Here is a 21,008-nt window from a genome sequence, read left to right on the forward strand (position 1 = left end):
GGGCATGTCACTCCGCAGACGGCCCACGGCCGTGCCCCGCCTCATCGCGGGCGTCGTCATCGTGCTCTGGTTTGTCGTGGCCGGCGTCGGTGGCCCGCTCGTGGGGCAGCTGAGCAGCGTGCAGGACAACGACCAGGCGTCCTTCCTGCCCGCCGACGCCGAGTCGACGCAGGTGAGCGCGCGGCTCGGTGACTTCGGCGCCGACGCGACCTTGCCCCTCCTGCTCGTCGTCGAGGACGACGGCGGCATCGACCGGTCGACGATCGGCCTGCTGCAGGGCTGGGCCGAGCGGTTGCCCGACCAGCAGGTCGACAGCGTGCCCGGCACGCTGGGTGACCTGCTCGCGTCCGACACCGTGCCGGTGATCCCCGCTGACGACGGGGCGGCCGTCCTCGTCCCGATCGAGCTCGACGCCGCCGAGGTCGAGGAGCGTGTCGACGGCGAGGCGATCTCGACACGCGTCGTCGACGCACTTCGCGGTGACCTTGCTCCCGACGTGACCGGAGAGGTCTCCGTGACCGGACCGGCCGGCTTCACCGCTGACCTCGGTGAGGCCTTCGCGGGCATCGACGGGATCCTCCTGCTCGTCGCGCTCGCCGTCGTCCTCGTCATCCTCGTGCTCGTCTATCGCAGTCCGGTCCTCCCCTTCGCCGTGCTCGTCACGAGCGTGTGCGGTCTGGCCCTGGCCGCGCTGGTCATCCACCCGATGGCCGAGGCCGGGTGGATCCAGCTGTCGGGACAGAGCCAGGGCATCCTCTTCATCCTCGTCGTCGGGGCCGCGACCGACTACGGGCTGCTGCTCGTCGCCCGCTATCGCGAAGAGCTGCACCGGGCCGACCCGCTGCCCGCGCTGCGCGTGGCCTGGCGGCAGACGCTCGGCCCGGTCATGGCGAGCGGGCTGACGGTCATCGCCGGCCTGCTCTGCCTGCTGTTGTCGGACCTGGGCAACATCTCGGGTCTCGGGCCGGTCGGCGCCCTCGGCATCGTCGGGGCCATGGTGGCCGCGCTCACCCTGCTGCCTGCGGTGCTGGCGCTGCTGGGGCGCGTCGCTTTCTGGCCCTCCCCGCCCCGCCGCGACGACGCGCCGCGGCACCGCCTCTGGCAGGGCGTCGCCGACCGTGTCACCCGACGGCCGCGCCGCACGTGGGTCGTCACCGCCGCCGCGATGTTCGTCGCGGCGGGCGCGGCGACGACTTTTGACGCCTCGGGCATCACGCAGGCGCAGTTCTTCACGACCGAGGTCGAGTCGGTGCGTGGGCAGGAGGTCATCGACAGGCACTTCGACGGCGGTGACCAGCGGCCGGTCCAGGTGATCGTCCCGGCGTCCGCGACGACCGAGGCGAAGGCGGTGCTCGCCGACCACCCGCAGGTGGCCGAGCGCGTCGAGGAGTCGGCCGAGCGGGGCGGCTCCGACGCCCTGCTGAGCGCGCCGCTCACCGTGGGTTCCGAGTCCGACGAGGCGCGCGAGGTCGTGCTCGAGCTGCGTGACGAGGTGCGTGCCGTGAGCCCCGAGGCCCTCGTCGGCGGGGCGACGGCCACGAGCGTCGACACCGACGCCGCGAGCCAGCGCGACTACGTCGTCGTCATCCCGGCGATCCTGCTCGTCGTCACGCTCATCCTTGTCGGTCTGCTGCGATCGGTCGCCGCGGCCGCGTTGCTCGTCGTCGTCAACGTGCTCGGCTTCGCGGCGACGCTTGGGGTCGCCGCGGTGGTCTTCGGCCTGCTCGGGTACCCCGGCGCAGACCCGTCGACCCCTGTCCTCGCCTTCGTCTTCCTCGTGGCGCTCGCGGTCGACTACTCCATCTTCCTCATGACGCGGGCGCGGGAGGAGTCGCTGCAGGTGGGCACGCGCCGCGGCATCGCCCAGGCGGTCGCGGTGACCGGCGGGGTCATCACGAGCGCGGGCGTGGTGCTCGCGGCGACCTTCTCGGCGCTGTGGGTCATCCCGCTGCTCTTCCTCGCGCAGATCGCCTTCATCGTCGCCTTCGGGGTGCTGCTCGACACCATCGTCACGCGCTCGATCCTCGTCCCCTCCCTCGTGGCCGATCTGGGGGACCGCGTTTGGTGGCCGTGGGCAGGGCGGATCGCGGCCGACGAGCCGCGAGAGTGATCGAGGTGGGTCCCTCGGGCCCACGAGGTGCTCCGCAGCGCCGGTACGGGGGCGGGCTGCTCGCGGGGTGAGACGCATCTGGTGCACGCCCCACCTCCTGAAGTTACTCTGGAGTAACCAAGGTCGATCACCGGCGATCGACCCCCTGCCAGGAGGCCTGCCATGCGTCGCCCTCGAGTCCTGTCCACCCTCGCTGCGACCGCGGCACTCCTCGTCGCAGGTGCCTCAGGGGGTGCGTCTGCTGCCCCGGCGTCCACCGCTGCAGCGAAGACCCGACCCCACTACGTGACGCTCGGTGACTCCTACTCTGCCGGCAACGGGGCCGGCGCCTACGTGGAGAAGACCTGCTGGCGCTCACCCAACAACTACGGCCAGCGGGTGGCGACGCGGCAGGGTGCCACGCACACGACGGCCGCGTGCAGCGGCGGCGTCATCGACGACATCCTCTCCCCGCGTGAGCTCGGGTCCCCGACGCTGCGGACCCGGACCTACCGCGTCCCGGTGGGTGCGGTCGACGCACGCGCCCAGTGGCTGCGCCAGGCCAAGGCGGACAAGCTGTGCGGCACGCCGAGCCAGCGCGACTTCTCCTACACCTACTCGATCCGCTCGAGCGCCTCGGCGGGCTCCCTCTTCACCGCCACCGTCCGCTGCCAGCTCGTGGCACGCCCGCAGATCGACTCCGTGACGACCTCGACCGATGCGGTCTTCGTGACGATCGGCGGCAACGACCTGGGGTTCACGACGATCGCCACGCAGTGCATGGCGCTACGGGCGGCGGCCGGCTGCAAGCAGGCCATCGACGCTGCCAATGCCGAGATCGGCACCCTCAAGTCACGCACCAAGACGGTGCTCAAGGCGGTGCACGCCCGCTCCGGTGGTCGCGCAGAGGTCTACCTCCTGGGCTACCCGCACCTCATCAACACCCGGAGCCACAAGCTGAGCTCGACCTACGACTTCGGGCAGGAGCTCGACCGGCTGCAGCGGCGTGGCGACACGGCGCAGCGGGCCGCGATGCTCGAGCTGGACCGATCCACGACCGGGCGGGGCGGCTTCACCTTCGTCGACGTCAAGCCGGACTGGGGTGGCTACACCCACGGCATCGACCCGCGTCCCCTCGCCAGCCAGTCCAATGCCTGGCTGGTGCCGATCTTCGGCACCGGTCGCGAGTTCTCCGAGTGGGTGCACCCCAACGCCGCCGGGTGGGGCGCGAGTGCGCTGGCGCTCTACGCCGCCATGCGCTGAGCCACCCGGCGCCGGCAGATCAGTCGAGCAGGTCGACCAGCTGCGGCGCGATACCGATGTAGGTGGCGGGCGTCATCGCCGCGACCCGCTCCTCGACGTCGGCCGGCAGGCCGAGCCCACGGACGAAGTCGACGAGCTCGGGTTGACCGATGCGGCGCCCGCGGGTCAGCTCCTTGAGCCGCTCGTAGGGCTCGTCCATGCCCTCGACGCCCCGGGCGCCCAGCGCCCGCATCACCGACTGGATCGGCTCGCCGAGCACCTCCCAGTTGGCGTCGAGGTCGGCCGCCATGGCCTCGGGCACGGCGTCGAGACCGGCCAGGCCGCGGCCCGCGTTGTCGATCGCGAGGAGCGAGTGGCCGAGCGCGGTGCCGATGTTGCGCTGCATCGAGCTGTCGGTCAGGTCTCGCTGCAGGCGCGAGGTGACGAGCGTCGTCGCGAGCACGTCGAGGAGGGCATTGCTCACCTCGAGGTTGGCCTCGGCGTTTTCGAAGCGGATCGGGTTGACCTTGTGCGGCATCGTGCTCGAGCCGACGGTGCCCTGTCCACGCACCTGGGCGAAGTAGCCCATGGAGATGTAGCTCCACACGTCGGTGCAGAGGTTGTGCAGCACCCGGTTGTAGCGCGCGATGTCGGCGTAGATCTCGGCCTGCCAGTCGTGCGACTCGATCTGGGTGGTCAGCGGGTTCCACGTCAGGCCGAGACCCTCGACGAAGGACTGCGAGATCTCCAGCCAGTCGGCCTCGGGCACGGCGGCCAGGTGGGCGCCGAAGGTGCCGGTGGCGCCGTTGATCTTTCCGAGGTACTCGTCGGACGAGATGCGCCGCACCTGCCGCAGGAGCCGGTGCGCGAGGACAGCGAGCTCCTTGCCCATCGTGGTCGGCGTGGCCGGCTGTCCGTGCGTGTGGGCGAGCAGCGGCACGTCGCGCAGCTCGTCAGCCAGCGTCGCGACGGCCTCGGCGAGGGCGTCGGCTCGCGGCAGCCAGACCTGCTCGACGGCGCCCTGGACCATGAGCGCGTAGGAGAGGTTGTTGATGTCCTCGCTCGTGCAGCAGAAGTGGATGAGCTCGCACAGCCCGGCGTCCTCGGGCGCCGGCGCGATCTGGCGCAGGCGCTCCTTGAGGTAGTACTCGACGGCCTTGACGTCGTGCTGGGTGACCTTTTCGGTCGCGGCGAGCTCGGCGATGTCCTCGGGGCCGAAGTCCTCGACGACCTGCCGCAGGGCGGCCTGCTCGTCGGTGGTCAGCTGGCGCACGCCGGGCACGACCTGCCGGCTCGTCAGGTGGATGAGCCACTCGACCTCGACGTGCACGCGCATCCGGTTGAGCGCGGGCTCGCTCAGGTGGTCGATGAGCGGTGCGACGGCCGGACGGTAGCGACCGTCGAGCGCGCCGAGGGCGATCTGGGGCGTGGCGTCAGCGAGGCTCTGCATGGCGCCATCCTCCCAGAGACGAAGGGGGGCCCGGTCCCGGCGTCCACTGCAGGCCCGGCCGGTACGGCCGGTCAGGAGGTGTACGCCTGCGCGACGTCCTCGGCGATGGTGGTCAGCTGCTTGTCCGTGCGGTCGCCGTTGAGATCGGCCGCGAGGACCGTCAGGGTGAGTCCCCCGTCGAGCTCGGCGAAGAGGTAGACGTTGCCGCCTGAGGCGCCGGCCGGGTCGAGGGTGACGAGGGTGGCCTTCGTGCCGTCGTCGAGGGTGCGGCTCTCGGTCTTGGCGCCCGTGCCGGCGAACTCGTCGCTGGCGGCAGCGTCCTCGACGCTGGTGCCGTCCTCCGCGAGCCCCCAGCTCAAGGAAAATCCGGTGCCTTCGCCGAGGTCGGCCTCGTCGCCGGGGAGGACGTTGCACTGGCCTGAGAGATCGGAGACCTCGACGGGGAAGCCGACCCACTCCTCGAGCTCGTCGGGGGTCACCGCGCCGCAGTCGAGCCCGCCGCCTGCGCCGGAGGCGGAGGTCTCGCTGCCCTCCGACGACGTCTCGCTGCCCTCGGACGAGGTGCTCGAGCTCGTCGCATCCGTCGGGCTCGACGTGCGGCTCGACGCGGCCGAGCTCGAGGGGCTCTCCTCGGGTGACCCGGAGCAGGCGCCGAGGAGCAGCGCGGTGCCGAGGACGAGGGCGAGGGGGGCGGGGCCACGGGTCATGGGTTCACTCTCCGAGCTCGTGGCGGACGTGCGAGATGATGCCGTCGAGCGCGGCATCGATCTCGGCATAGGTGCGGTCGAAGTCGTTGTCGTCGCCGTACCAGGGGTCGGCGATGGCGAGGTCGTCTCCCTTCGGCCCGCTCGGGTCGTAGGAGCGGATCATCCGGATGCGGTCCTTGGCCTCGCGGGTACCGGCGAGACGTCGCAGCACCGTGTAGTGGCCGTGGTCGGCGGCGAGCACGAGGTCGCGGTCGTCGAACCTCCGCTTGTCGAAGGTGCGGGCCCGGTGGTTCGAGTAGTCGCCGGTGTGCCCGTGACGGTGCATGGCCGCGATGGTGCGCGGGTCGGCGGGGTTGCCCTCCTCCCACGCGGTGGTGCCGGCCGAGTCGACCACGACGCGGTGGCCGAGCCCAGCAGCCTCGAAGCGCTCGCGCAGCAGCCACTCGCCCATCGGCGACCGGCAGATGTTGCCGGTGCACACCACGGTGATCCGGTAGTCGCTCATGCCGTCATCGTCTCCCACTCCTCCGGGAGCAACCACGAGAGACCCTGTGGTCCCGCTGACAGTGCCAACGTCCCGAGCAGCGGCAGCTCGCGGTGTCGCAGCACCTCGCTGTGCAGGGCGACGGCGTGCAGGGTGCCCGGCGTCGTCGGGTCGGCCGCGAGGACGACACCGGTGGAGATCCCCTTGTAGCGAAGGGCGGTCCCCGCGTCGGCGAGGGTGCCACCCCGTGGGTCGAGACGGGCCAGCAGGCCGGGGGCGGTGAGCAGGAGCAGGCCGTCGGTCGCCTCGACGGCCCGCAGGGCGCGCCGGGCGAGCGGGTCGGGGCCGGGCGACAGCGCCATCAGGTGGACCTCACGCCCTTCGTCGCGCAGCGCTGAGGTGCAGGCGGCGGCGGTGTCGGTCACGTTGACGCCCCGGGCGTCGGTGAGGAGGACGACGCGGGGGAGGTGCGACCTCGGAGAGCGCGCTCACAGGCCGACAGCCCGGCGCAGCTGGGCCCCGGTCCACCGGTGCCGGTCGGGGCCGGCGGCTTCGGCCTCGCGCACGAGCTCGACGATCCGCACGCAGACGGGCGTGCTCGAGCCGTGGTCGGCACCCAGCTGGACGACGATGCCCTGCAGCTCGTCGATCTCGGTGGCGCGACCGGCGTCGAGGTCGTCGGCCATCGACGAGCGGGCGGTCGGTGCGACCTTGAGCGAGGCGCGGGCGACGTTGGCGAAGACCGGCGTCGGGGTCCGCAGGAGGCGTGGCATCGCGGAGGCGGGGAGCGGGGTGAGCCGGCTGGGCGTGATGCCGAGCCGCCGCGCGAGGGCGAGTGCCTCGTCCTGGCAGGCCGCGAGCACGACGCGGCAGTCACGGTCGCGCAGCTCGACGGCGAGCGGCAGGCCGGTGAGCGCGTTGATCGCGTTGTTGAGGTTGAGCAGGAGCTTGGCGTAGAGCACCGCCCGCATGTCGGGCTCGACGTCGACGCGCAGGCCGGCCCCGTGGGCCGCCTTGACGAAGGGGTCGACCCGGGGGTGGTCCTTGGCGACGAGGTGCCCGCTCGTCGTCTGGGTCCAGTGGGTCTCGCCGGAGCGCACGACGTTGAAGGGCACCATGCCGGAGAGCACGAGTGGTCGTGAGGCCCTGCTGGGGAAGGCGCCGGCGAGTGCCTCGTCGATCGCGCTCGCATTGCGCAGACCGTTTTGGAAGGACAGGACGATGGAGTCGTGACCGAGGTAGGGGGGCGATCTGGGCGACGGCGGCCTGCAGGTCGAGGGTCTTCGTCGTCAGCAGCACGATGTCCGCGCCGACGGTGGCGCTCGCCTCCGTGGCGAGGGTCAGGGCGTCAGGTCGCACGACCCGGGTGCGGCCGCGCAGGTCGGTGACGGTGAGGCCGTCGCGCTCGATCGCGTCGACGAGGTGTGGCCGCCCGACGAGCGTGACATCGGCTCCGGCAGCCAGCCAGCCGCCGATGTAGGTGCCGACGCTGCCGGCCCCCATGACCGCCACGCGTGTGCGCTCCACTGTGCTCACCCCTTGCCGAGCCGTCGGCCCCGAGTCCAGCGCCGCTGCGACGATCCTAGTCGCAGGGGTGCGGTCACTCGCGGGTCAGGGAGACCCATCCGTTGGCGTGCTCGCCGCGTGCCGGGTGCGTCGGCACCAGCTCCGCCACGGTGTAGCGGGTGCCGCCGACCGAGAGGGTCTCGTCGAGCCGGATCGTCCGCCGGTCGGACCCCAGGTGCAGGCCCGCCCGGTCGGGGTCGATGTTGAAGGCGATGAGCCGCACGCCGTCGACATCCGTCGGCAGGTTTTGGCGGAGGACGGTCGCGCCGGCCAGTGGGGTCCGCTCGGCCTCGGCCGAGTCGTCCCCGCAGGCGGAGAGGGCGCTCGCGCCCAGCAGGGCCAGGAAGGTCCGCCGACCCAGGGCCGGCCCACGTCGACCGGTGCGTGCATCCATGTCTCATGCCCCCTTCGTCCTGGCGAGCGTAGGCGCGCGGCCGGGGGGAGGGCGAGGGGGAGCGCTCCCCGGGGGACGACGAAGCGGCCGGCCCGAGATCGGGCCGGCCGCTCCTGCACTGCGGCGAAGGGAGGTCACCCCACGGTGGCGAGGTCCTCGGCGGGCTCCTCGGCCGACGTGCGTCGGGTGAGGGCCTCGCCCTCGACGTCGACGTTGGGCAGCACCTTGTCCAGCCAGCGCGGCATCGCCCAGGCCTTGTCGCCGAGCAGGTACATCAGCGCGGGGATGAGCACCATGCGCACGACGAAGGCGTCGAGCAGGACGGCGGCCGCGAGCGCGAAGCCCATCGACTTGATGAGGTTGTCCGGCTGGAGCATGAAGGCGGCGAAGACCGAGATCATGATGAGCGCCGCGGCGGTGACGACGCGAGCGCCGTGGCGGAAGCCGTCGACGACGGCCTCGCGGGCCGTGTCGCCGTGGACGTAGGCCTCACGCATCCGGGTGACGAGGAAGACCTGGTAGTCCATCGCCAGCCCGAAGACGATGCCGATCATGAGGATCGGCAGGAAGCTGACGAGCGGTGCCCCGTCGACCAGGCCGAAGGCACCCTCCTGGAAGATCGCCACGGTCGCGCCGAGCGTCGCCAGGGTCGACAGCACGAAGCCGAGCGTCGCGGTGAGCGGCACGAGGATCGAGCGGAAGACGAGCATGAGCAGGACGAAGGCGAGGCCGACGACGACCGCGAGGTACGGCACGAGGGCGTCCTGCAGCTTCTGCGACACGTCGGTCTGGATCGCGGTGAGGCCGGTGACGCCGAGGGTCGTGCCGGTGGCCTCCTCCTGCGCGGGGATGCCGTCACGGATCGTGTGGAGCAGCTCCTCGGTCGCCTCGTCGCTCGCGCCCGCGGCGGGCGTGACCATGACCTGGGCGCCGGTGCCCTCGTCGTTCATCGCGACGACCTGGGCATTGGTCACCCCGTCGAGCTGGCCGAGCCACTGGGCGACCTCGCCGTATGCGGCGGGCGCCTGACGCGGGTCCTCGATGTCGCGGCCGTCGACGACGACGACCATCCGGGCCTCCTGGCCGCGGCCGAAGCCGTCGGCGATGAGGTCGGCGGCATCGCGCTGCGAGGTGCCGGGGGCGGGCGGTCGAGTCGCTCGGCAGGGCCAGGTGCAGGTCCTTGGCCGGGATGGCCAGGGCCCCGAGGGCGAGCACGGCCACGAGGGCGGCGAGGACCGGGCGGGCGCCGATGGCCCGGGCCCAGCGCGTGCCGCCGTTGTCGACGTGCTGCCCCTCGTCGACGGCCTTGTCCTTGCGGATCTGGCCGGCGAAGGCGCGGTGCCCGAGGGCCCCGAGCACGGCGGGCAGCAGCGTGAGGGCGACGAGCACGGCGGCGAGCACCGTGGCGGCGGCGGCCAGGCCCATCGCGGTGAGGAAGGGGATGTTGACGACGGCCAGCGCGACGAGCGCGATGATCACCGTCAGGCCGGCGAAGACGACGGCGGACCCGGCGCGGCCGACGGCCAGGCCGATCGCGTGCTCGCGGTCCGTGGTGCGCCGCAGCTCGGTGCGGTAGCGGGAGAGGATGAAGAGGGCGTAGTCGATGCCGACGGCCAGACCGAGCATCGAGGCGAGGATCGGGGTCGTCGTGCCGAGGTCGAAGACCGCGGTCGACGCGGTGATGCCCGTGATGCCGATGCCGACCCCGACGAGGGCAGTGAGGATCGGCAGGCCGGCAGCGACGAGGGAGCCGAAGGTCAGGACGAGGACGACGAGGGCGACGGCGATGCCGATGAGCTCGCTCGTCATGCCCATCTCGGGCATACCCTGCATGCCGGTGCCGGTGGCCTCGACGGTCAGCCCCGCGTCTCGGGCGTCGTCGACGGCCTCGGTGACGGCGTCACGGCTGGTCTGCTCGACGTCGGTGACGGTCTCGACGTCGAAGGTCCACTGGATCAGGCCGGTGCGGCCATCCTCGGTGAGCGGGGAGACCGCGGCGGCGTTGGCCCGCGCCACCTCGGTGGGCTGGCCGCTCTCCTTGGCCTGGTCGAGGTACTGCTGCTCGACCCCCTTCGCCGCGGCGACGGGGTCGACGAACTGCTCCGGGGCGCCGACCTGGGGGGGCGGCGCGCAGGTCGGTGAGCAGGTCCTCGACAGCTGCCGCATTGGCCGGGTCGGAGAGCTTTTCGCCTGCCGGTGCCTGGACGACGACGGTGCCGGTGGCCTGGTCGAAGGCGTCCTTGGCGCCGGGGAAGAGCTCCTGCTGCAGGGTCTGCGCCTGCTCCGACTCGATACCGGGGATCGTGAATTTGTCGCTCAGCGGCTTGGAGAGGGTGCCGGCGACGGCGCCGATGCCGATGAGGACGACGAGCCAGCCGATGAGGAAGACCGGCCAGCGCCGGAACGCGGTCCGGCCGAGGCGGTAGAGGGCGTGGGCCATGAGGGTGCCTTTCGAGGCGTCGGGGTGGGCCGGCCGCGTCGTCGAGGCCGATCGTGCTGGACGAAGGGGGTTACGCCTGGTCGGCGAGGATCCCCCGGGCGATGGTGAGGTTGGCTCGGGCCCGGGCGGAGAGCGGGCCCAGGGGTGGGGGTGGCAATGTACTGGACCACGGAGTGCTGGATGACGCCGCCGACGATGGCCAGAGCCATCCGGGCCCGGGTGTCGTCGACGCCCTCGCGCTCGGAGAGATGGGTGACGAGTCGCTCGCTCAGGTCCTCGACGTGGGCCTTGACCCGGACGAAGAGGTCGGGGTTGCGCTCGATGACGTCGTGGAGCTGCTGGAAGTCGGCGGGGGTGCCGTCGTCGGCGTGCAGGCAGTCGAGGGTGACGGCGAGCACGTCGTCGACGAGGTGGCCGGTCGGGCCGCCGTCGCGCAGGGTCTGCGCCTGCTCGTCGGTGAGCTCGGGGAGCATGCCGAGGACCGCCTCCTCCTTGGAGGAGACGTGGTTGAAGAGGGTGCGCCGCGAGACCCCGACGGCGCGGGCGAGGTCCTCGACGGTGAAGCCTGAGTAGCCGCAGTCCACGGCGAGCCGCTGAGCGGCGGCGATGATCGCGGAGCGGCGGCTGCCGGCTCGCATGGTTGCACTATCGGTCACACAGTGCACTCTTGCACTCTCGAACCCTTTGTGCAAAACCCTTCTGCTCCGCCGGACGCGACGAAGGGGGTCGACCGTGGCGGTCGACCCCCTCCGGGTGCTGTGAGGAGACTCAGGCGGCGACGGGTGCACCCAAGCGGGCGATGAGCGCCTGCAGTGCGGCATCGGCGTCGCTGTCGACGAGTCTGCCGTCGGCGAAGGCCTCGAAGGAGGAGCCGACGCCGAAGGTCTCCTCGACGACGTCAGCGCCGGCGATCTGCAGCGAGCGGACGGCGTCCTTGCGGGCCCACTCGGCACCGTAGGGGGCGCCGGACGCGGCCAGGACGATGGCGCGCGTGCCGTGGATGCTCGCGGCCTCGCGCGGGCGGGAGGCCCAGTCGATGGTGTTCTTGACGACGCTCGAGAGGGTGCCGTTGTACTCGGGGGTGACGACGACGAGGGCGTCAGCGGCTTCCACGGCCTCGCGCAGCTCGGTGGCGACCTGCGGGACCGAGCCCTCGATGTCGAGGTCCTCGGAGTAGTGCGGCAGGTCGGCGCCGCGGTTGAACCACGTGGCGGTCGTGCCCTCGGGCAGGTGGGCTGCGGCGGCCTCGGCGAGGCTGCGGTTGGTCGAGCCGTCGCGCAGGCTGCCGAGGAGGAAGAGGACGTTCATCAGGGGGGACTCCTGGGGGTTTTGGTCAAGTGCTTGACCATGGTGATCGCGGCCGGCGAGTAAAGTCAAGTCCTTGACCAATGGCTTACCATGGGCGCATGACCCCCGACCTGCCCTCCCCGCTGGCCGGCTCGTGCCCCGGCGAGGGGCAGGCACCGCTCGTCAACCTCCTCGCCCGCGCCCAGGCGAGCTTCGTCGCCGACTTCGAGACGCGGCTGCGTGACTCCGAGATCGAGGGGCTCTCGCTGGCTCACTCGGCCAACGTCCTGCGGCACCTGTCCGAAGGGCCCCGGCGGGCGCGCGAGATCGTCGACCGGTGCGGGGTGACCAAGCAGGCGGTCAGCCAGCAGATCGCCCACCTCGAGCGCAACGGGTACGTCGCCGTCGAGCCGGACGCGCAGGACCAGCGGGCGCGCATCGTCAGCCTCACGGCGAAGGGGGGAGTGCGCCCAGGCCGTCGTCGGCCGTCTCTTCGAGGAGGTCGAGCGCGACTGGGCCGAGCGGATCGGGCCGGCGCAGGTGGCCGCTCTCCGGTCAGCGCTCACCGACCTGCTCGGCGGCGGGACCTGCTGAGTCGTCAGGCCTCGCCCGTCGTGCCGCTCGTCTCGCCGTGCTTCTTGCACGTGGCCGTCCACGTCGTGCCCTCGGTGGCGACCGTGAGCTTGCGGCGGCAGGTGGTGCAGTAGGTCGGGGCGTGGGCTGCCAGCTCCTGGCGGCACAGCACGTGGTTGCCCTTGCTGGCGGACGTGCCGCAGTGACCGCAGTAGGTGACCGCGACGACCGGCGGGATGGCGCCGAGCGTGTCGGGGTCGCTCCAGCCGGAGTCGCCGGCGGTGGGGAGGTCAGTCATGTCGACGATTGTGGCGCATGGCTGCTCCCGGGCCTCCGGCGCACCCCGGGAGGTCACGTCTCGGTCACTCCCGGCGCGCGAGGCAACCCGGAGCCCCGGCGGGGCGTCCATGATGTCGATACCGCGCGCAGGGGGGCGCGCGGTCGGAGCAGGGGAGCAGGACACATGGCACGAGCACGACTGCCGCTCGCGGCCCTCGTCGCCGGCATCGCACTCGCCGGGTGCGGGTCGCAGACGGCGCCGCAGGCCACACCCACCGGGGCCTCGTCGCCGGAGGCGACCACGAGCTCGCCGACCCGGTCGCCGAGCGCCACGTCGTCCAGCTCGTCCACCTCGGCCGGCCCGACGAGCTCGCCGACCTCGCAGGCGACCTCGAGCCGCCCCCTTCGTCCCGGTGACGAGGGCGCCCGGGTGCGGCGGTTGCAGCAGGACCTCAATGCCGCCGGCTACTGGCTCGGCACCCCCGACGGGACCTACGGTCACCTGACCTCGCAGGCGGTCATGGCCCTGCAGAAGTCGGCCGGGCTGGACCGTGACGGCATCGCCGGCCGCAAGACCCTGGACGCCCTGGCGAAGGGGGTCCTCCCCCCCCTGCCGAGCGGTCCGACCAACCGCGTCGAGATCGACCTGGAGCGGCAGGTGCTCATGGTCGTGCGCGGGGGCGAGCTGAAGTACGTCATCAACACGAGCACCGCATCGGGCGAGACCTACATCTCCCGCGGGCAGCCCGCGGTCGCGGTCACCCCCACGGGCACCTTCACCGTCGGTCGCACCTTCCGCGGGTCGGAGGTCGCGCCGCTCGGCACCCTCTACAGCCCGCGCTACTTCTACGGCGGCTACGCCGTCCACGGGTCCGGCTCGATCCCCGCCTACCCCGCCTCGCACGGCTGCGCGCGCGTGAGCAATGCGGCCATGGACATGATCTGGGACGAGGACCTCATGCCGGTCGGCTCGACCGTCGTCGTGCGCTGAGTCGCCCCACCCAGAGGCCGGAGGGAGCCAGCCTCACCTCGCGTCGCGGTAGACCTCGTCCGGGTAGGTCGCCGACATGCCGGCGTCGTTGCGCAGGGTCACCTCGCCGTCGCCGAAGTCCACCTCGACCTCACCGTCCAGCGGCCACGGGTGCGGCTCGTAACGGATACCGCCGGAGTCGGCGTAGTAGAACTCCACGACGTGCTGGTCGGGCGCGACGACATTGGTGTTGACCCGCTCGCGCGCACAGCGCTCCCGTACGGTCACCGTCGGGTCGTCGGTGAGCTCCTCGCACCACTGCTGCGTCCGCCCGCCGACAAGGTGGGACTCGGCTATGCCGACGGCTCCGGCCAGTGCGAGGACAGCGGTGGCGCCCGTGGCGAGACCCACGAGCGCCACCGGCCACCGCGGTCGCGGGTCAGCCACCGAGCAGGTCGCTCAGCCCGCCGCTGCTGCCACCGGAGCTCTGGTGGCCGCCGTCGGTCACCGACTCGGCCGGCTGGACGAGGACGTAGCCCTGACCTCCGAAGGCCATCTGGAAGGTCTCGCCGGTGCCACCGCGCAGCATCGACTTCATCCCGCCGGTGTCGACCTTGATGTCCATCCGGACGCCGCCGGTCCACATGACGACGGCCTGCGCGTCACCGAAGGTCGGGGCGCTCGCGACGTCGAGGGCGACGGGCTCCCCCTTCGTCGTGATGGCGACGTAGCCGCTGCCGCGGAGGGTGACGTTGTAGAGGCCGCCGGTCATCGCGGCGCCGCGGGCCTGGATGCGCTGGATGTCCCAGTCGATCGAGGCGCTGAAGGCGAGCACGTTGTTGCCGTTCACGGAGATCATGTCGTTTTCGAGGTACATGACCTGGATCTCCTGCGCCTCGTTGGCGACGAAGAGCTCGCCCTGACCGGTGCAGGTCAGCATCTTGACGCCCTCGCCGGTCGCGGCCTGCTTGAGGAACTTGCCGACGCCGCCGGAGCCCTTGTTCTCGAAGCGGACATCGCCCTGGTAGGCGACCATCGACCCGGTGCGCGCCATGACCGGGCCGTGGCCCATCTGGATCTTGAGCAGCTTCTTGTTCTGCAGCGAGAACTGGTCGGAGCTCTGCTCCTCCTTGAAGTCCTGGAAGAGGGAACCGTGAATGGGCATGCGTGGACCTTTCAGCTCGGCCGCCCCCTGCGGGCGTCACGTGACCGTCACTCTAGAGCGATCGGTGCCCGACCCGACAGTGCCGCCGACGGGGAGGTCTCCCCGTCAGATCGCCCTCCGGCCACGGGGCTGCAGCATGACGCGCCGGGCCCGGCGCCCCTAGGGTGAGGAGTCCGTCGGGCCGATCGGGCCCGCCCCGAGCGAAGGGATGACCGTGGGCTTCTTCGACAGGGCGCGGGCCGGCTACGACAGCCTCGCGGGCCGGGCCGACCAGGCCCTCGACGCGGCCACCGCGAGCCGCGGCCAGTCCGAGATCGACCAGCATTACCGCGATCTCGGGCTGCTCACCTATCTCGCGTCGACCGGCCGCCCGGTCGACACCGCGACCCAGCAGCACCTCGTCGCCGTCCTGCGCGCCTACGAGGAGCGCGGCGCGATCCGCGACTTCGGGCTGGCGACCACCGGCCGTCCGCCGGCCGGCATGCCCGACCAGTCGGACCGGCCGGGCGGGTCCGACGGCATCCCGCAGCCGCCTCCCGAGCGGGCCGGGCGCCACGGCGACTTCCTCACCCAGCAGCGGGTCGAAGTGAGTCCGCAGCCTCCGCCCGGCGCCCCTGCCCAAGGTTTCGAGCAGTCCTACGGCGAGTACGAGCCCGGGCCGCAGGACCCGCCGAGCATCGGCGGCACGTGGGGCCCGCCCCAGCAGGACAACGGCGGCCCCACCCGTTGGCGGCCGGTCCGACGCGACGAGGAGTGAGCCCGCCTCAGATCGCGACCATGACCGCGAGCACCGGTGGGGTGACGAAGGCCGCCACGCAGATGCCGTAGAGCACGAGCGTCTGCCACGGGGCCGGGTCGTCGGCGACGAGCAACCGGAGGCGTGCGGCAGCCGCCCCCGCGCCGGCCGAGACGCCGGGTGTCAGCTCGGCCTGCGCCGCCTCGGCGAGGGAGACCAGGGCCCGCCCGAGGGCGACCTCGCCGACCTCCTCGCGAGCGGCCCGGTCGGCGAGCGCCTCGACGAGCAGGGCGACCTCGCGCAGTGCGGCGTCGGTCCGCAGCAGCCTCGGGGTCGCGGTGTGCAGGACGGTGAAGAACTCGAGCACGAGGTCGTGCCGCTCGCGCAGGTGGGCCTCCTCGTGGGCCACGACCGCGGCGAGCTCGTCGTCGGGCAGGGCGATCAGGGCCGCCTCGGTGATGACGAGTCGGGACCCGGCGCCGGGGACGCAGTAGGCGGAGAGCCGCTCCGAGGGGAGGACCCGGGTGTGGTCGCCCTCGTGGCGACCGACGAGGTCGACGAGCTGGCGGTGCTCGGCCCGAGCCGTCCGGATGCGGGTGCCGACGTCGTGCCCGTTGAGCAGCAGCCGCACGAGCACGCCGATCGAGGCGATGCCGGCCACGACGAGCACGGCAACCTCGACGGGGGTCGACTGCGGCCGCGGGTGCACAAGGGCCAGGGGTGCCGCGGTGAGCAGGCACAGGACGGCCGAGAGGGAGAGCGACTGCCAGACGAAGAGCGCCGCCCGCGGGCTGCGGCGCAGCCTCTCGATGCGCACGAGCAGGCGCGGCGCGGTGAGGAGTGCCGCTGCGCAGAGCAGCAGCAGGGCGGCGATCACCCTCGAGAGTCTGCCTGACCCCGTCCTCGACGACGGCGGGGCCGGTCGCCCTGGGCCTCGACCTCGGCCATGGCCTCGCGGACCGCGGCGAGGTCGTCGGCACTCGCCTCCGACAGGAAGTGCAGGATCGCCGCCTGCCGCTCCTGGCTGCTCAGGTCGTGCAGCGGGCTGCGCATCGCCTCCGCGGTGAGCGACTCGCGACTCGCCGCCGGGCGGTATCGCCAGGCTCGGCCGTCGCGCTCGCGGGTGGTCACTCCCTTCGCCTCGAGACGGGAGAGGACCGTCATGACGGTGGTGTAGGCGAGGTCGCGACCGGTGAGCCCGGCCAGCACCTCGCGGACGGTGAGGCCGCTGTCGGTGGACCACAGGACGTCCATGACCGCCTGCTCGAGATCACCGAGCGATGCGTGCTTGGCCATGGTGGGCTCCTCCCTCGGTGATGGTCACGGTCCGGTGCATCCGGTCGAGGCCGGTGCCGTGGTGGGTCACCATGATCACCGACCGGTCACCGGCGTGCTGCAGCAGGTCGGCGATGACGGCTTCGGCCGTCGCGTGGTCGAGGTGGGCGACGGGTTCGTCGAGCAGGATGACCGGCCGCCCGCTGGTGATGGCGCGGGCGATGGACAGGCGAGCGCGCTCGCCGCCGGAGATGCCGCGTCCGCCGGTGCCGAGCCGGGTGTCGAGGCCGTCGGGGAGCGCGGCGTGCCAGCCTCCGAGCCCCGCTCGACGAAGGGAGTCGACGAGCGCCGCGTCGTCGGCCTCGGATGCCGCGAGGGTCAGGTTGGCACGCAGGGTGCCGGCGAAGACGTGCGGCTCGTCGTCGACGACCGCGACGAGGTCGCGCACCTCGTCGAGCGGCAGGGCCGTCACGTCGGTGCCGTCGACGGTGTACGTCCCCGAGCTCGGGTCGAGGTGGCGGGCGAGCACGGCCAGGAGGGTGGACTTGCCGGCGCCGTTGGGGCCGGTGAGGGCGAGGTGCTCGCCCGGCTCGACCGTCAGGTCGACCGGACCCACGTCGGTGCGGCCGGGTAGCCAGCCGGCCGTCAGGCCGCGCAGCTCGAGCCGCGGGGCGCCGCGCCCCCCGGTCCCGGAGTGTGTCCCACGTGCCGCGTGGGCGGTCGCCCCTCGACCGTCTCGAAGGGTCACCACCGGCTGCTGCTCGAGCAGGTCGTCGAGGCGGTCGGCGCTGGCGCGGGCACGAGCCAGCGCCCGGGTCGCCTCCGTGAGCACTCCGAGCGCTTCGCCGGTGGCGACCGGGGCGAGGACGAGCAGGGCACGCACGGGCGCGCTCGCATCCGACGTCGCGGACAGCGCGGCAGCGGTGAGTGTCGCGACCCCGGTGATGACGAGCACCGCTGCGGCAGAGAGGGACCGGCCGCGGGCCTGCCGACGCGTGGCGGCCCGCAGCTGCTCGTGCGCGGAGCGCAGCCAGCCGGCTGCGGTGCCGGTGCCGCCGACGGCGCGCAGCTCGTCGGCCTGGGCGGTGACGAGCTGCGCGACCCGGGCGACCTCGCCCCGGGCGTCGAGCACGGCACCCTGGGCGCGCGACTCGAGCCGGTCGGCGACGACGGCCACGCCCGCGACCGCCAGGAGCATGCCGGCGATGACGAGGCCGACCTGCGGGTCGACGAGGGCGGTGAGTGCCGCGGTGAGCACGCCGGCGGTGAGGGCGGACAGGGCCGGCACGGTGACGCGGACCGAGGCCTCGACGACGTCGGTGAGGTCGTCGACGACGCCGGTGAGCACGTCGGTGCGGCCGCGCCGCCCCAGCCGCGCGGGGGTGAGCGGGATGAGTCGGCGGTAGGTGTCCGTGCGGGCGTCGGCGAGGTCGGCCAGGGCGGTGTCGTGGCTGCGCAGGCGCTCCCAGTAACGAAAGACCGGTCGGGCCAGGCCGAAGGTGCGCACGGCGACGATCGCGGTGAGCAGCAGCATGATCTGCGGCCGCTGGTCGGCGCGGACGATGAGCCAGCCCGACGTCGTCGTGAGGGCGATGCCGGCCGCGGTGGCCACCCCGCCGAGCAGCCCGGCGACGACGAGCCCGCGGCTCAGGTGCAGCGGCCTCATCGGACGACCTCCGGCTGCGTCAGCGCGAGGTGCTCGTCGGCCCGGGCCACGAGGTCGGGCTGGTGGGTGACGGCGATGACGGTGCGTGTGGCGGCGAGCTGCTCGATCACCGCGCCGATGGCGTCGACGGAGCCCGGGTCGACGTGCGCGGTGACCTCGTCGAGGAGCACGACCGGAGCGTTGGAGAGGAGGGCGCGGGCGAGGACGAGGCGGGCCCGCTGACCCGCCGACAGGCCGAAGCCGTCGTCGCCGATGCGCGTCTCGAGGCCCTCGGGCAGCGCGGCGACGAGCTCGTCGAGACCGACCTCGTGCAGCGCCCGCCACACGTCCACCGACTCCTGCGGCCCCCCGATCGTCAGGTTGGCGCGCAGGGTGCCCGCGCCGAGGAAGGGTCGCTGGGTCACCAGGTGCACGTCACCGGCGCGGACCTCGCCCCGGTCGGGTCGGCGGATGCCGGCGACGAGCTCGAGCAGGGTCGTCTTGCCGCAGCCCGAGGCCCCGGTGACCACGGTCAGGCCCGGACCGGCGGTGAGGTCGACGTCGGTGAGCGTCGCTCCCTTCGCCCCGGGGTGGGTGTAGGTGACGCCGGCGAGGGTGACGACTTGGCCGGCCCCGCCGCCGCCAGTCCGCATGTCCCTGGGGAGATGCGGCTCGTCGAGCTCGGCGAGGATGTCGTCGAGGGCGGCCGCGCCGTCGGCGGCGGAGTGGTACTCCGTGCCCACCCGGCGGATCGGCCAGTAGGCCTCCGGCGCGAGCAGGATCGCGGTGAGCCCGACGAGCAGGTCGATCGACCCGTGCGTGAGGCGCAGGCCGACCGCGACGGCGACGATCGCGACCGAGATCGTCGCGAGCAGCTCGAGGGCCGCGGCGGACATGAAGGCCAGCCGCAGCGTGCGCATCGTCGCCCGGCGGTGACGCTGGCTCACCTCGCCGATCGTCGTGACCTGTCGCTCGGCCCGGCCGTAGGCGACGAGGGTGGGCAGCCCGCGCACCACGTCGAGGAAGTGCCCCGACAGGTCACGGAGCGCACCCCAGCGGCGCTCGGTGTCCTCCTGCGTCGTCGCGCCGATGAGGGCGGCAAACAGGGGCAGCAGCGGCACCGTCAGCACGACGATGACCGCGCTCGGCCAGTCGACGACGAGCAGGCAGGCGATGGCGAGCGGCGGCACGACGGCCGCCGAGACCAGGGCGGGCAGGTACCGCGCGACATAGGGCTCGACGGCGCTCGTGCCCTGGGTGGCCAGCGTCAGTGCCGTCGCGGCGAAGGGGGCGTCCCCCTCCCCGCCGTGGCGGCGCCCGTCCGCCGGTCGCCGTGACCAGACCCCGATCAGCTGCTCGCGCAGCTGCGTCGCGACGAGCGCGCCGGCCCGTGCCGCCACCGTCTCGGAGACCGCGCCGAGCAGGGCCCGGGCGGCGAAGAGCGCGCCGGTCCACAGCGCCGGCCCCACGAGGTCGGACCCGCGCACGACCGCCACGACGAGCGCGGCGAGGGCGAAGGCCGTCGCGATCGTCGCGACGCCCTGCGCGACGCCGACGACCGCGAGCGTCGCGACCGGCCTGCGGGTGGCCGGCGCCACCCGCAGGATGCGCGGGTCGAAGGGGCGCACGTCAGCGGGCCCCGGCGTCCACGGCCGGCCGTGCCGGCAGGTGCTCGACCGAGAGGCGGCGCCGGAAGACCCAGTAGGTCCACGCCGTGTACGCGAGCATGATCGGCGTGAAGACGACCGCCGCCCAGGTCATGATCTCCAGGGTCATCGGTGAGCTGGCCGCGGCCTCGAGCGTCAGGTCGGGGCTGTCGCCGCGACCGTTGATGGCGTTGGGCGTCAGCATGAGGAAGTAGCTGACGACGGTCAGGCCGATCGTCGTGGTGGTCCCGACGAAGGCCCAGCCCTCCGCCCCCTTCGCATTGGCGGCGATCGAGGCGAGGAGCGCGACGGCGGCCAGCGCCATCGTCACCCACGCGGCGGTCGTGCCGCGCTGCGCGCCGAGCCAGCCGAAGAGGACCACCGCGAGCACCGCGGTCACGAGGCCGCTGCGGGTGGCGACGGAGCGGGCTCGGGTGCGGACGTCGCCGGTGGTCTTCAGCGCAAGGAAGTGCGCGCCGTGCGTCAGGCAGGCCGCGGTGAGTGTGAGGCCACCGAGGACCGCCACCGGCGTGAAGAGACTGAGCAGGTTGCCGTCGAACTCCGTGTAGACGGTGCTGCCCATCGTGTGCTCGGTCATCGGCAGGCCCGCGACGAGGTTGGTCAGGGCGACGCCGACGACGAAGGGGGCGAGGTAGGACCCGCCGACGATGGCCAGGTCCCAGCGGCGCACCCACTCGCGGTCGTGCCGCTTGTGCCGGTACTCCAGCCCCATGTTGCGCAGGATGAGCGTGACGAGCAGCAGCAGCAGCGCCAGGTACATGCCGGAAAACATCGTGGCGTACCAGTGCGGGAAGGCCGCGAAGGTCGCGCCACCCGCGGTGAGCAGCCACACCTCGTTGCCGTCCCAGTGCGGGCCGATCGTCGTGAGCATCGTGCGCCGCCGTCTCTCCCGCTCAGGGCCCTCGTCCCCCGGGGCGCGGTCGAGCACGGGCAGGAGCATGCCGACACCGAAGTCGAAGCCCTCGGTGATGAGGTAGCCGGCCCACAGCACGGCCAGCAGGACGAACCAGATGGTGATGAGATCCATGTCAGTGCTCCC

The 21,008-nt window shown here is 72.7% G+C and carries 23 protein-coding genes and 1 pseudogene; 5 read left to right on the forward strand and 19 right to left on the reverse strand.

Annotated elements, in window-relative coordinates; translation table 11 throughout:
- The first annotated feature begins 4 nt into the window (after positions 1-4).
- Both B277_RS01905 and B277_RS01910 read left to right on the forward strand, forming a co-directional pair.
- Positions 5-2,110, forward strand: a complete 2,106-nt coding sequence (locus B277_RS01905) for an MMPL family transporter (protein ID WP_040880552.1) — start codon at positions 5-7, stop codon at positions 2,108-2,110.
- A gap of 162 nt (positions 2,111-2,272) precedes the next feature.
- Entirely contained in the window at positions 2,273-3,352 is a 1,080-nt protein-coding gene (locus B277_RS01910; RefSeq protein WP_128277215.1) for an SGNH/GDSL hydrolase family protein, read from the forward strand.
- Between the two features lie 19 nt (positions 3,353-3,371).
- Here the strand turns inward: B277_RS01910 and purB are convergent, their stop codons facing one another.
- From purB to B277_RS01955, 11 genes and pseudogenes are all read right to left on the reverse strand, one after another.
- Positions 3,372-4,781, reverse strand: coding sequence for an adenylosuccinate lyase (gene purB / locus B277_RS01915; RefSeq protein ID WP_007924548.1), 1,410 nt, complete (start codon positions 4,779-4,781; stop codon positions 3,372-3,374).
- Between the two features lie 71 nt (positions 4,782-4,852).
- Positions 4,853-5,488, reverse strand: a complete 636-nt coding sequence (locus B277_RS01920; protein WP_007924549.1) for a hypothetical protein — start codon at positions 5,486-5,488, stop codon at positions 4,853-4,855.
- A gap of 4 nt (positions 5,489-5,492) precedes the next feature.
- Positions 5,493-5,993 carry a low molecular weight protein-tyrosine-phosphatase gene (locus B277_RS01925; RefSeq protein ID WP_007924551.1) on the reverse strand — a complete coding sequence of 167 codons (501 nt, stop codon included), beginning with the start codon at positions 5,991-5,993 and terminating at the stop codon, positions 5,493-5,495.
- The gene (locus tag B277_RS01930) at positions 5,990-6,397 is read right to left on the reverse strand and encodes a hypothetical protein (protein ID WP_007924553.1); all 408 of its coding nucleotides are present in this window, start codon (positions 6,395-6,397) and stop codon (positions 5,990-5,992) included. The genes B277_RS01925 and B277_RS01930 overlap by 4 nt, the downstream gene beginning before the upstream one ends.
- Positions 6,398-6,460: 63 nt before the next feature.
- Positions 6,461-7,195 (reverse strand): ketopantoate reductase C-terminal domain-containing protein, encoded by a 735-nt coding sequence (locus B277_RS18255; RefSeq protein WP_420795260.1) that lies wholly within the window; start codon positions 7,193-7,195, stop codon positions 6,461-6,463.
- A gap of 25 nt (positions 7,196-7,220) precedes the next feature.
- Positions 7,221-7,475, reverse strand: a pseudogene (locus B277_RS20160) (2-dehydropantoate 2-reductase N-terminal domain-containing protein); the annotation flags it as partial.
- 97 nt (positions 7,476-7,572) lie between these two features.
- Positions 7,573-7,932, reverse strand: a complete 360-nt coding sequence (locus B277_RS15645) for a hypothetical protein (RefSeq protein WP_007924557.1) — start codon at positions 7,930-7,932, stop codon at positions 7,573-7,575.
- Positions 7,933-8,066: 134 nt separating this feature from the next.
- The gene (locus tag B277_RS18635) at positions 8,067-8,906 is read right to left on the reverse strand and encodes an MMPL family transporter (protein ID WP_238539353.1); all 840 of its coding nucleotides are present in this window, start codon (positions 8,904-8,906) and stop codon (positions 8,067-8,069) included.
- Positions 8,788-10,098 (reverse strand): MMPL family transporter, encoded by a 1,311-nt coding sequence (locus B277_RS18640; RefSeq protein WP_007924560.1) that lies wholly within the window; start codon positions 10,096-10,098, stop codon positions 8,788-8,790. The genes B277_RS18635 and B277_RS18640 overlap by 119 nt, the downstream gene beginning before the upstream one ends.
- A gap of 150 nt (positions 10,099-10,248) precedes the next feature.
- Positions 10,249-11,010: a TetR/AcrR family transcriptional regulator gene (locus B277_RS18645; RefSeq protein ID WP_007924562.1), complete on the reverse strand. Its 762-nt coding sequence runs from the start codon at positions 11,008-11,010 to the stop codon at positions 10,249-10,251.
- Positions 11,011-11,140: 130 nt separating this feature from the next.
- The gene (locus B277_RS01955) at positions 11,141-11,680 is read right to left on the reverse strand and encodes an NADPH-dependent FMN reductase (protein ID WP_007924563.1); all 540 of its coding nucleotides are present in this window, start codon (positions 11,678-11,680) and stop codon (positions 11,141-11,143) included.
- 98 nt (positions 11,681-11,778) lie between these two features.
- Between B277_RS01955 and B277_RS15650 the strand changes: the two genes are divergently transcribed.
- Entirely contained in the window at positions 11,779-12,366 is a 588-nt protein-coding gene (locus B277_RS15650) for a MarR family winged helix-turn-helix transcriptional regulator (RefSeq protein ID WP_007924564.1), read from the forward strand.
- Here B277_RS15650 and bsaP read toward each other — a convergent pair.
- Positions 12,258-12,530 carry a biotin synthase auxiliary protein BsaP gene (bsaP, locus tag B277_RS17245; protein ID WP_007924566.1) on the reverse strand — a complete coding sequence of 91 codons (273 nt, stop codon included), beginning with the start codon at positions 12,528-12,530 and terminating at the stop codon, positions 12,258-12,260. The two genes, B277_RS15650 and bsaP, sit on opposite strands and share 109 nt — an antisense overlap.
- A gap of 165 nt (positions 12,531-12,695) precedes the next feature.
- Between bsaP and B277_RS01965 the strand changes: the two genes are divergently transcribed.
- On the forward strand, positions 12,696-13,502 hold the full coding sequence (locus B277_RS01965) for a L,D-transpeptidase family protein (RefSeq protein ID WP_083853590.1): 807 nt from the start codon (positions 12,696-12,698) through the stop codon (positions 13,500-13,502).
- A gap of 33 nt (positions 13,503-13,535) precedes the next feature.
- Here B277_RS01965 and B277_RS01970 read toward each other — a convergent pair whose 3' ends face one another.
- Together B277_RS01970 and B277_RS01975 are read right to left on the reverse strand one after the other, a co-directional pair.
- Positions 13,536-13,928, reverse strand: coding sequence for a hypothetical protein (locus tag B277_RS01970; RefSeq protein WP_007924570.1), 393 nt, complete (start codon positions 13,926-13,928; stop codon positions 13,536-13,538).
- The gene (locus tag B277_RS01975; protein WP_007924571.1) at positions 13,921-14,646 is read right to left on the reverse strand and encodes an AIM24 family protein; all 726 of its coding nucleotides are present in this window, start codon (positions 14,644-14,646) and stop codon (positions 13,921-13,923) included. The genes B277_RS01970 and B277_RS01975 overlap by 8 nt, the downstream gene beginning before the upstream one ends.
- 214 nt (positions 14,647-14,860) lie before the next feature.
- On the opposite strand from B277_RS01975, the gene B277_RS01980 reads away from it, so the two are divergent.
- Positions 14,861-15,403: a hypothetical protein gene (locus B277_RS01980; protein WP_040880559.1), complete on the forward strand. Its 543-nt coding sequence runs from the start codon at positions 14,861-14,863 to the stop codon at positions 15,401-15,403.
- Between the two features lie 7 nt (positions 15,404-15,410).
- Here the strand turns inward: B277_RS01980 and B277_RS01985 are convergent, their stop codons facing one another.
- Genes B277_RS01985 through cydB form a run of 5 tightly spaced genes read right to left on the reverse strand, consistent with a single transcriptional unit; the run spans position 15,411 to position 20,996 of the window.
- Positions 15,411-16,259 carry a M56 family metallopeptidase gene (locus B277_RS01985; RefSeq protein WP_007924573.1) on the reverse strand — a complete coding sequence of 283 codons (849 nt, stop codon included), beginning with the start codon at positions 16,257-16,259 and terminating at the stop codon, positions 15,411-15,413.
- Entirely contained in the window at positions 16,256-16,678 is a 423-nt protein-coding gene (locus B277_RS01990; protein ID WP_007924574.1) for a BlaI/MecI/CopY family transcriptional regulator, read from the reverse strand. Before B277_RS01990 ends, B277_RS01985 begins: the two co-directional genes overlap by 4 nt.
- Positions 16,653-18,323 (reverse strand): thiol reductant ABC exporter subunit CydC, encoded by a 1,671-nt coding sequence (cydC, locus tag B277_RS01995; RefSeq protein ID WP_007924575.1) that lies wholly within the window; start codon positions 18,321-18,323, stop codon positions 16,653-16,655. Before cydC ends, B277_RS01990 begins: the two co-directional genes overlap by 26 nt.
- The gene (gene cydD / locus B277_RS02000; RefSeq protein ID WP_007924576.1) at positions 18,320-19,930 is read right to left on the reverse strand and encodes a thiol reductant ABC exporter subunit CydD; all 1,611 of its coding nucleotides are present in this window, start codon (positions 19,928-19,930) and stop codon (positions 18,320-18,322) included. Before cydD ends, cydC begins: the two co-directional genes overlap by 4 nt.
- Before the next feature lies 1 nt (position 19,931).
- Complete coding sequence (gene cydB / locus B277_RS02005) at positions 19,932-20,996, reverse strand: cytochrome d ubiquinol oxidase subunit II (RefSeq protein WP_007924577.1); 1,065 nt, start codon at positions 20,994-20,996, stop codon at positions 19,932-19,934.
- Positions 20,997-21,008: the final 12 nt, after the last annotated feature.

The sequence above is a fragment of the Janibacter hoylei PVAS-1 genome (genome assembly GCF_000297495.1).
GTDB lineage: Bacteria > Actinomycetota > Actinomycetes > Actinomycetales > Dermatophilaceae > Janibacter > Janibacter hoylei.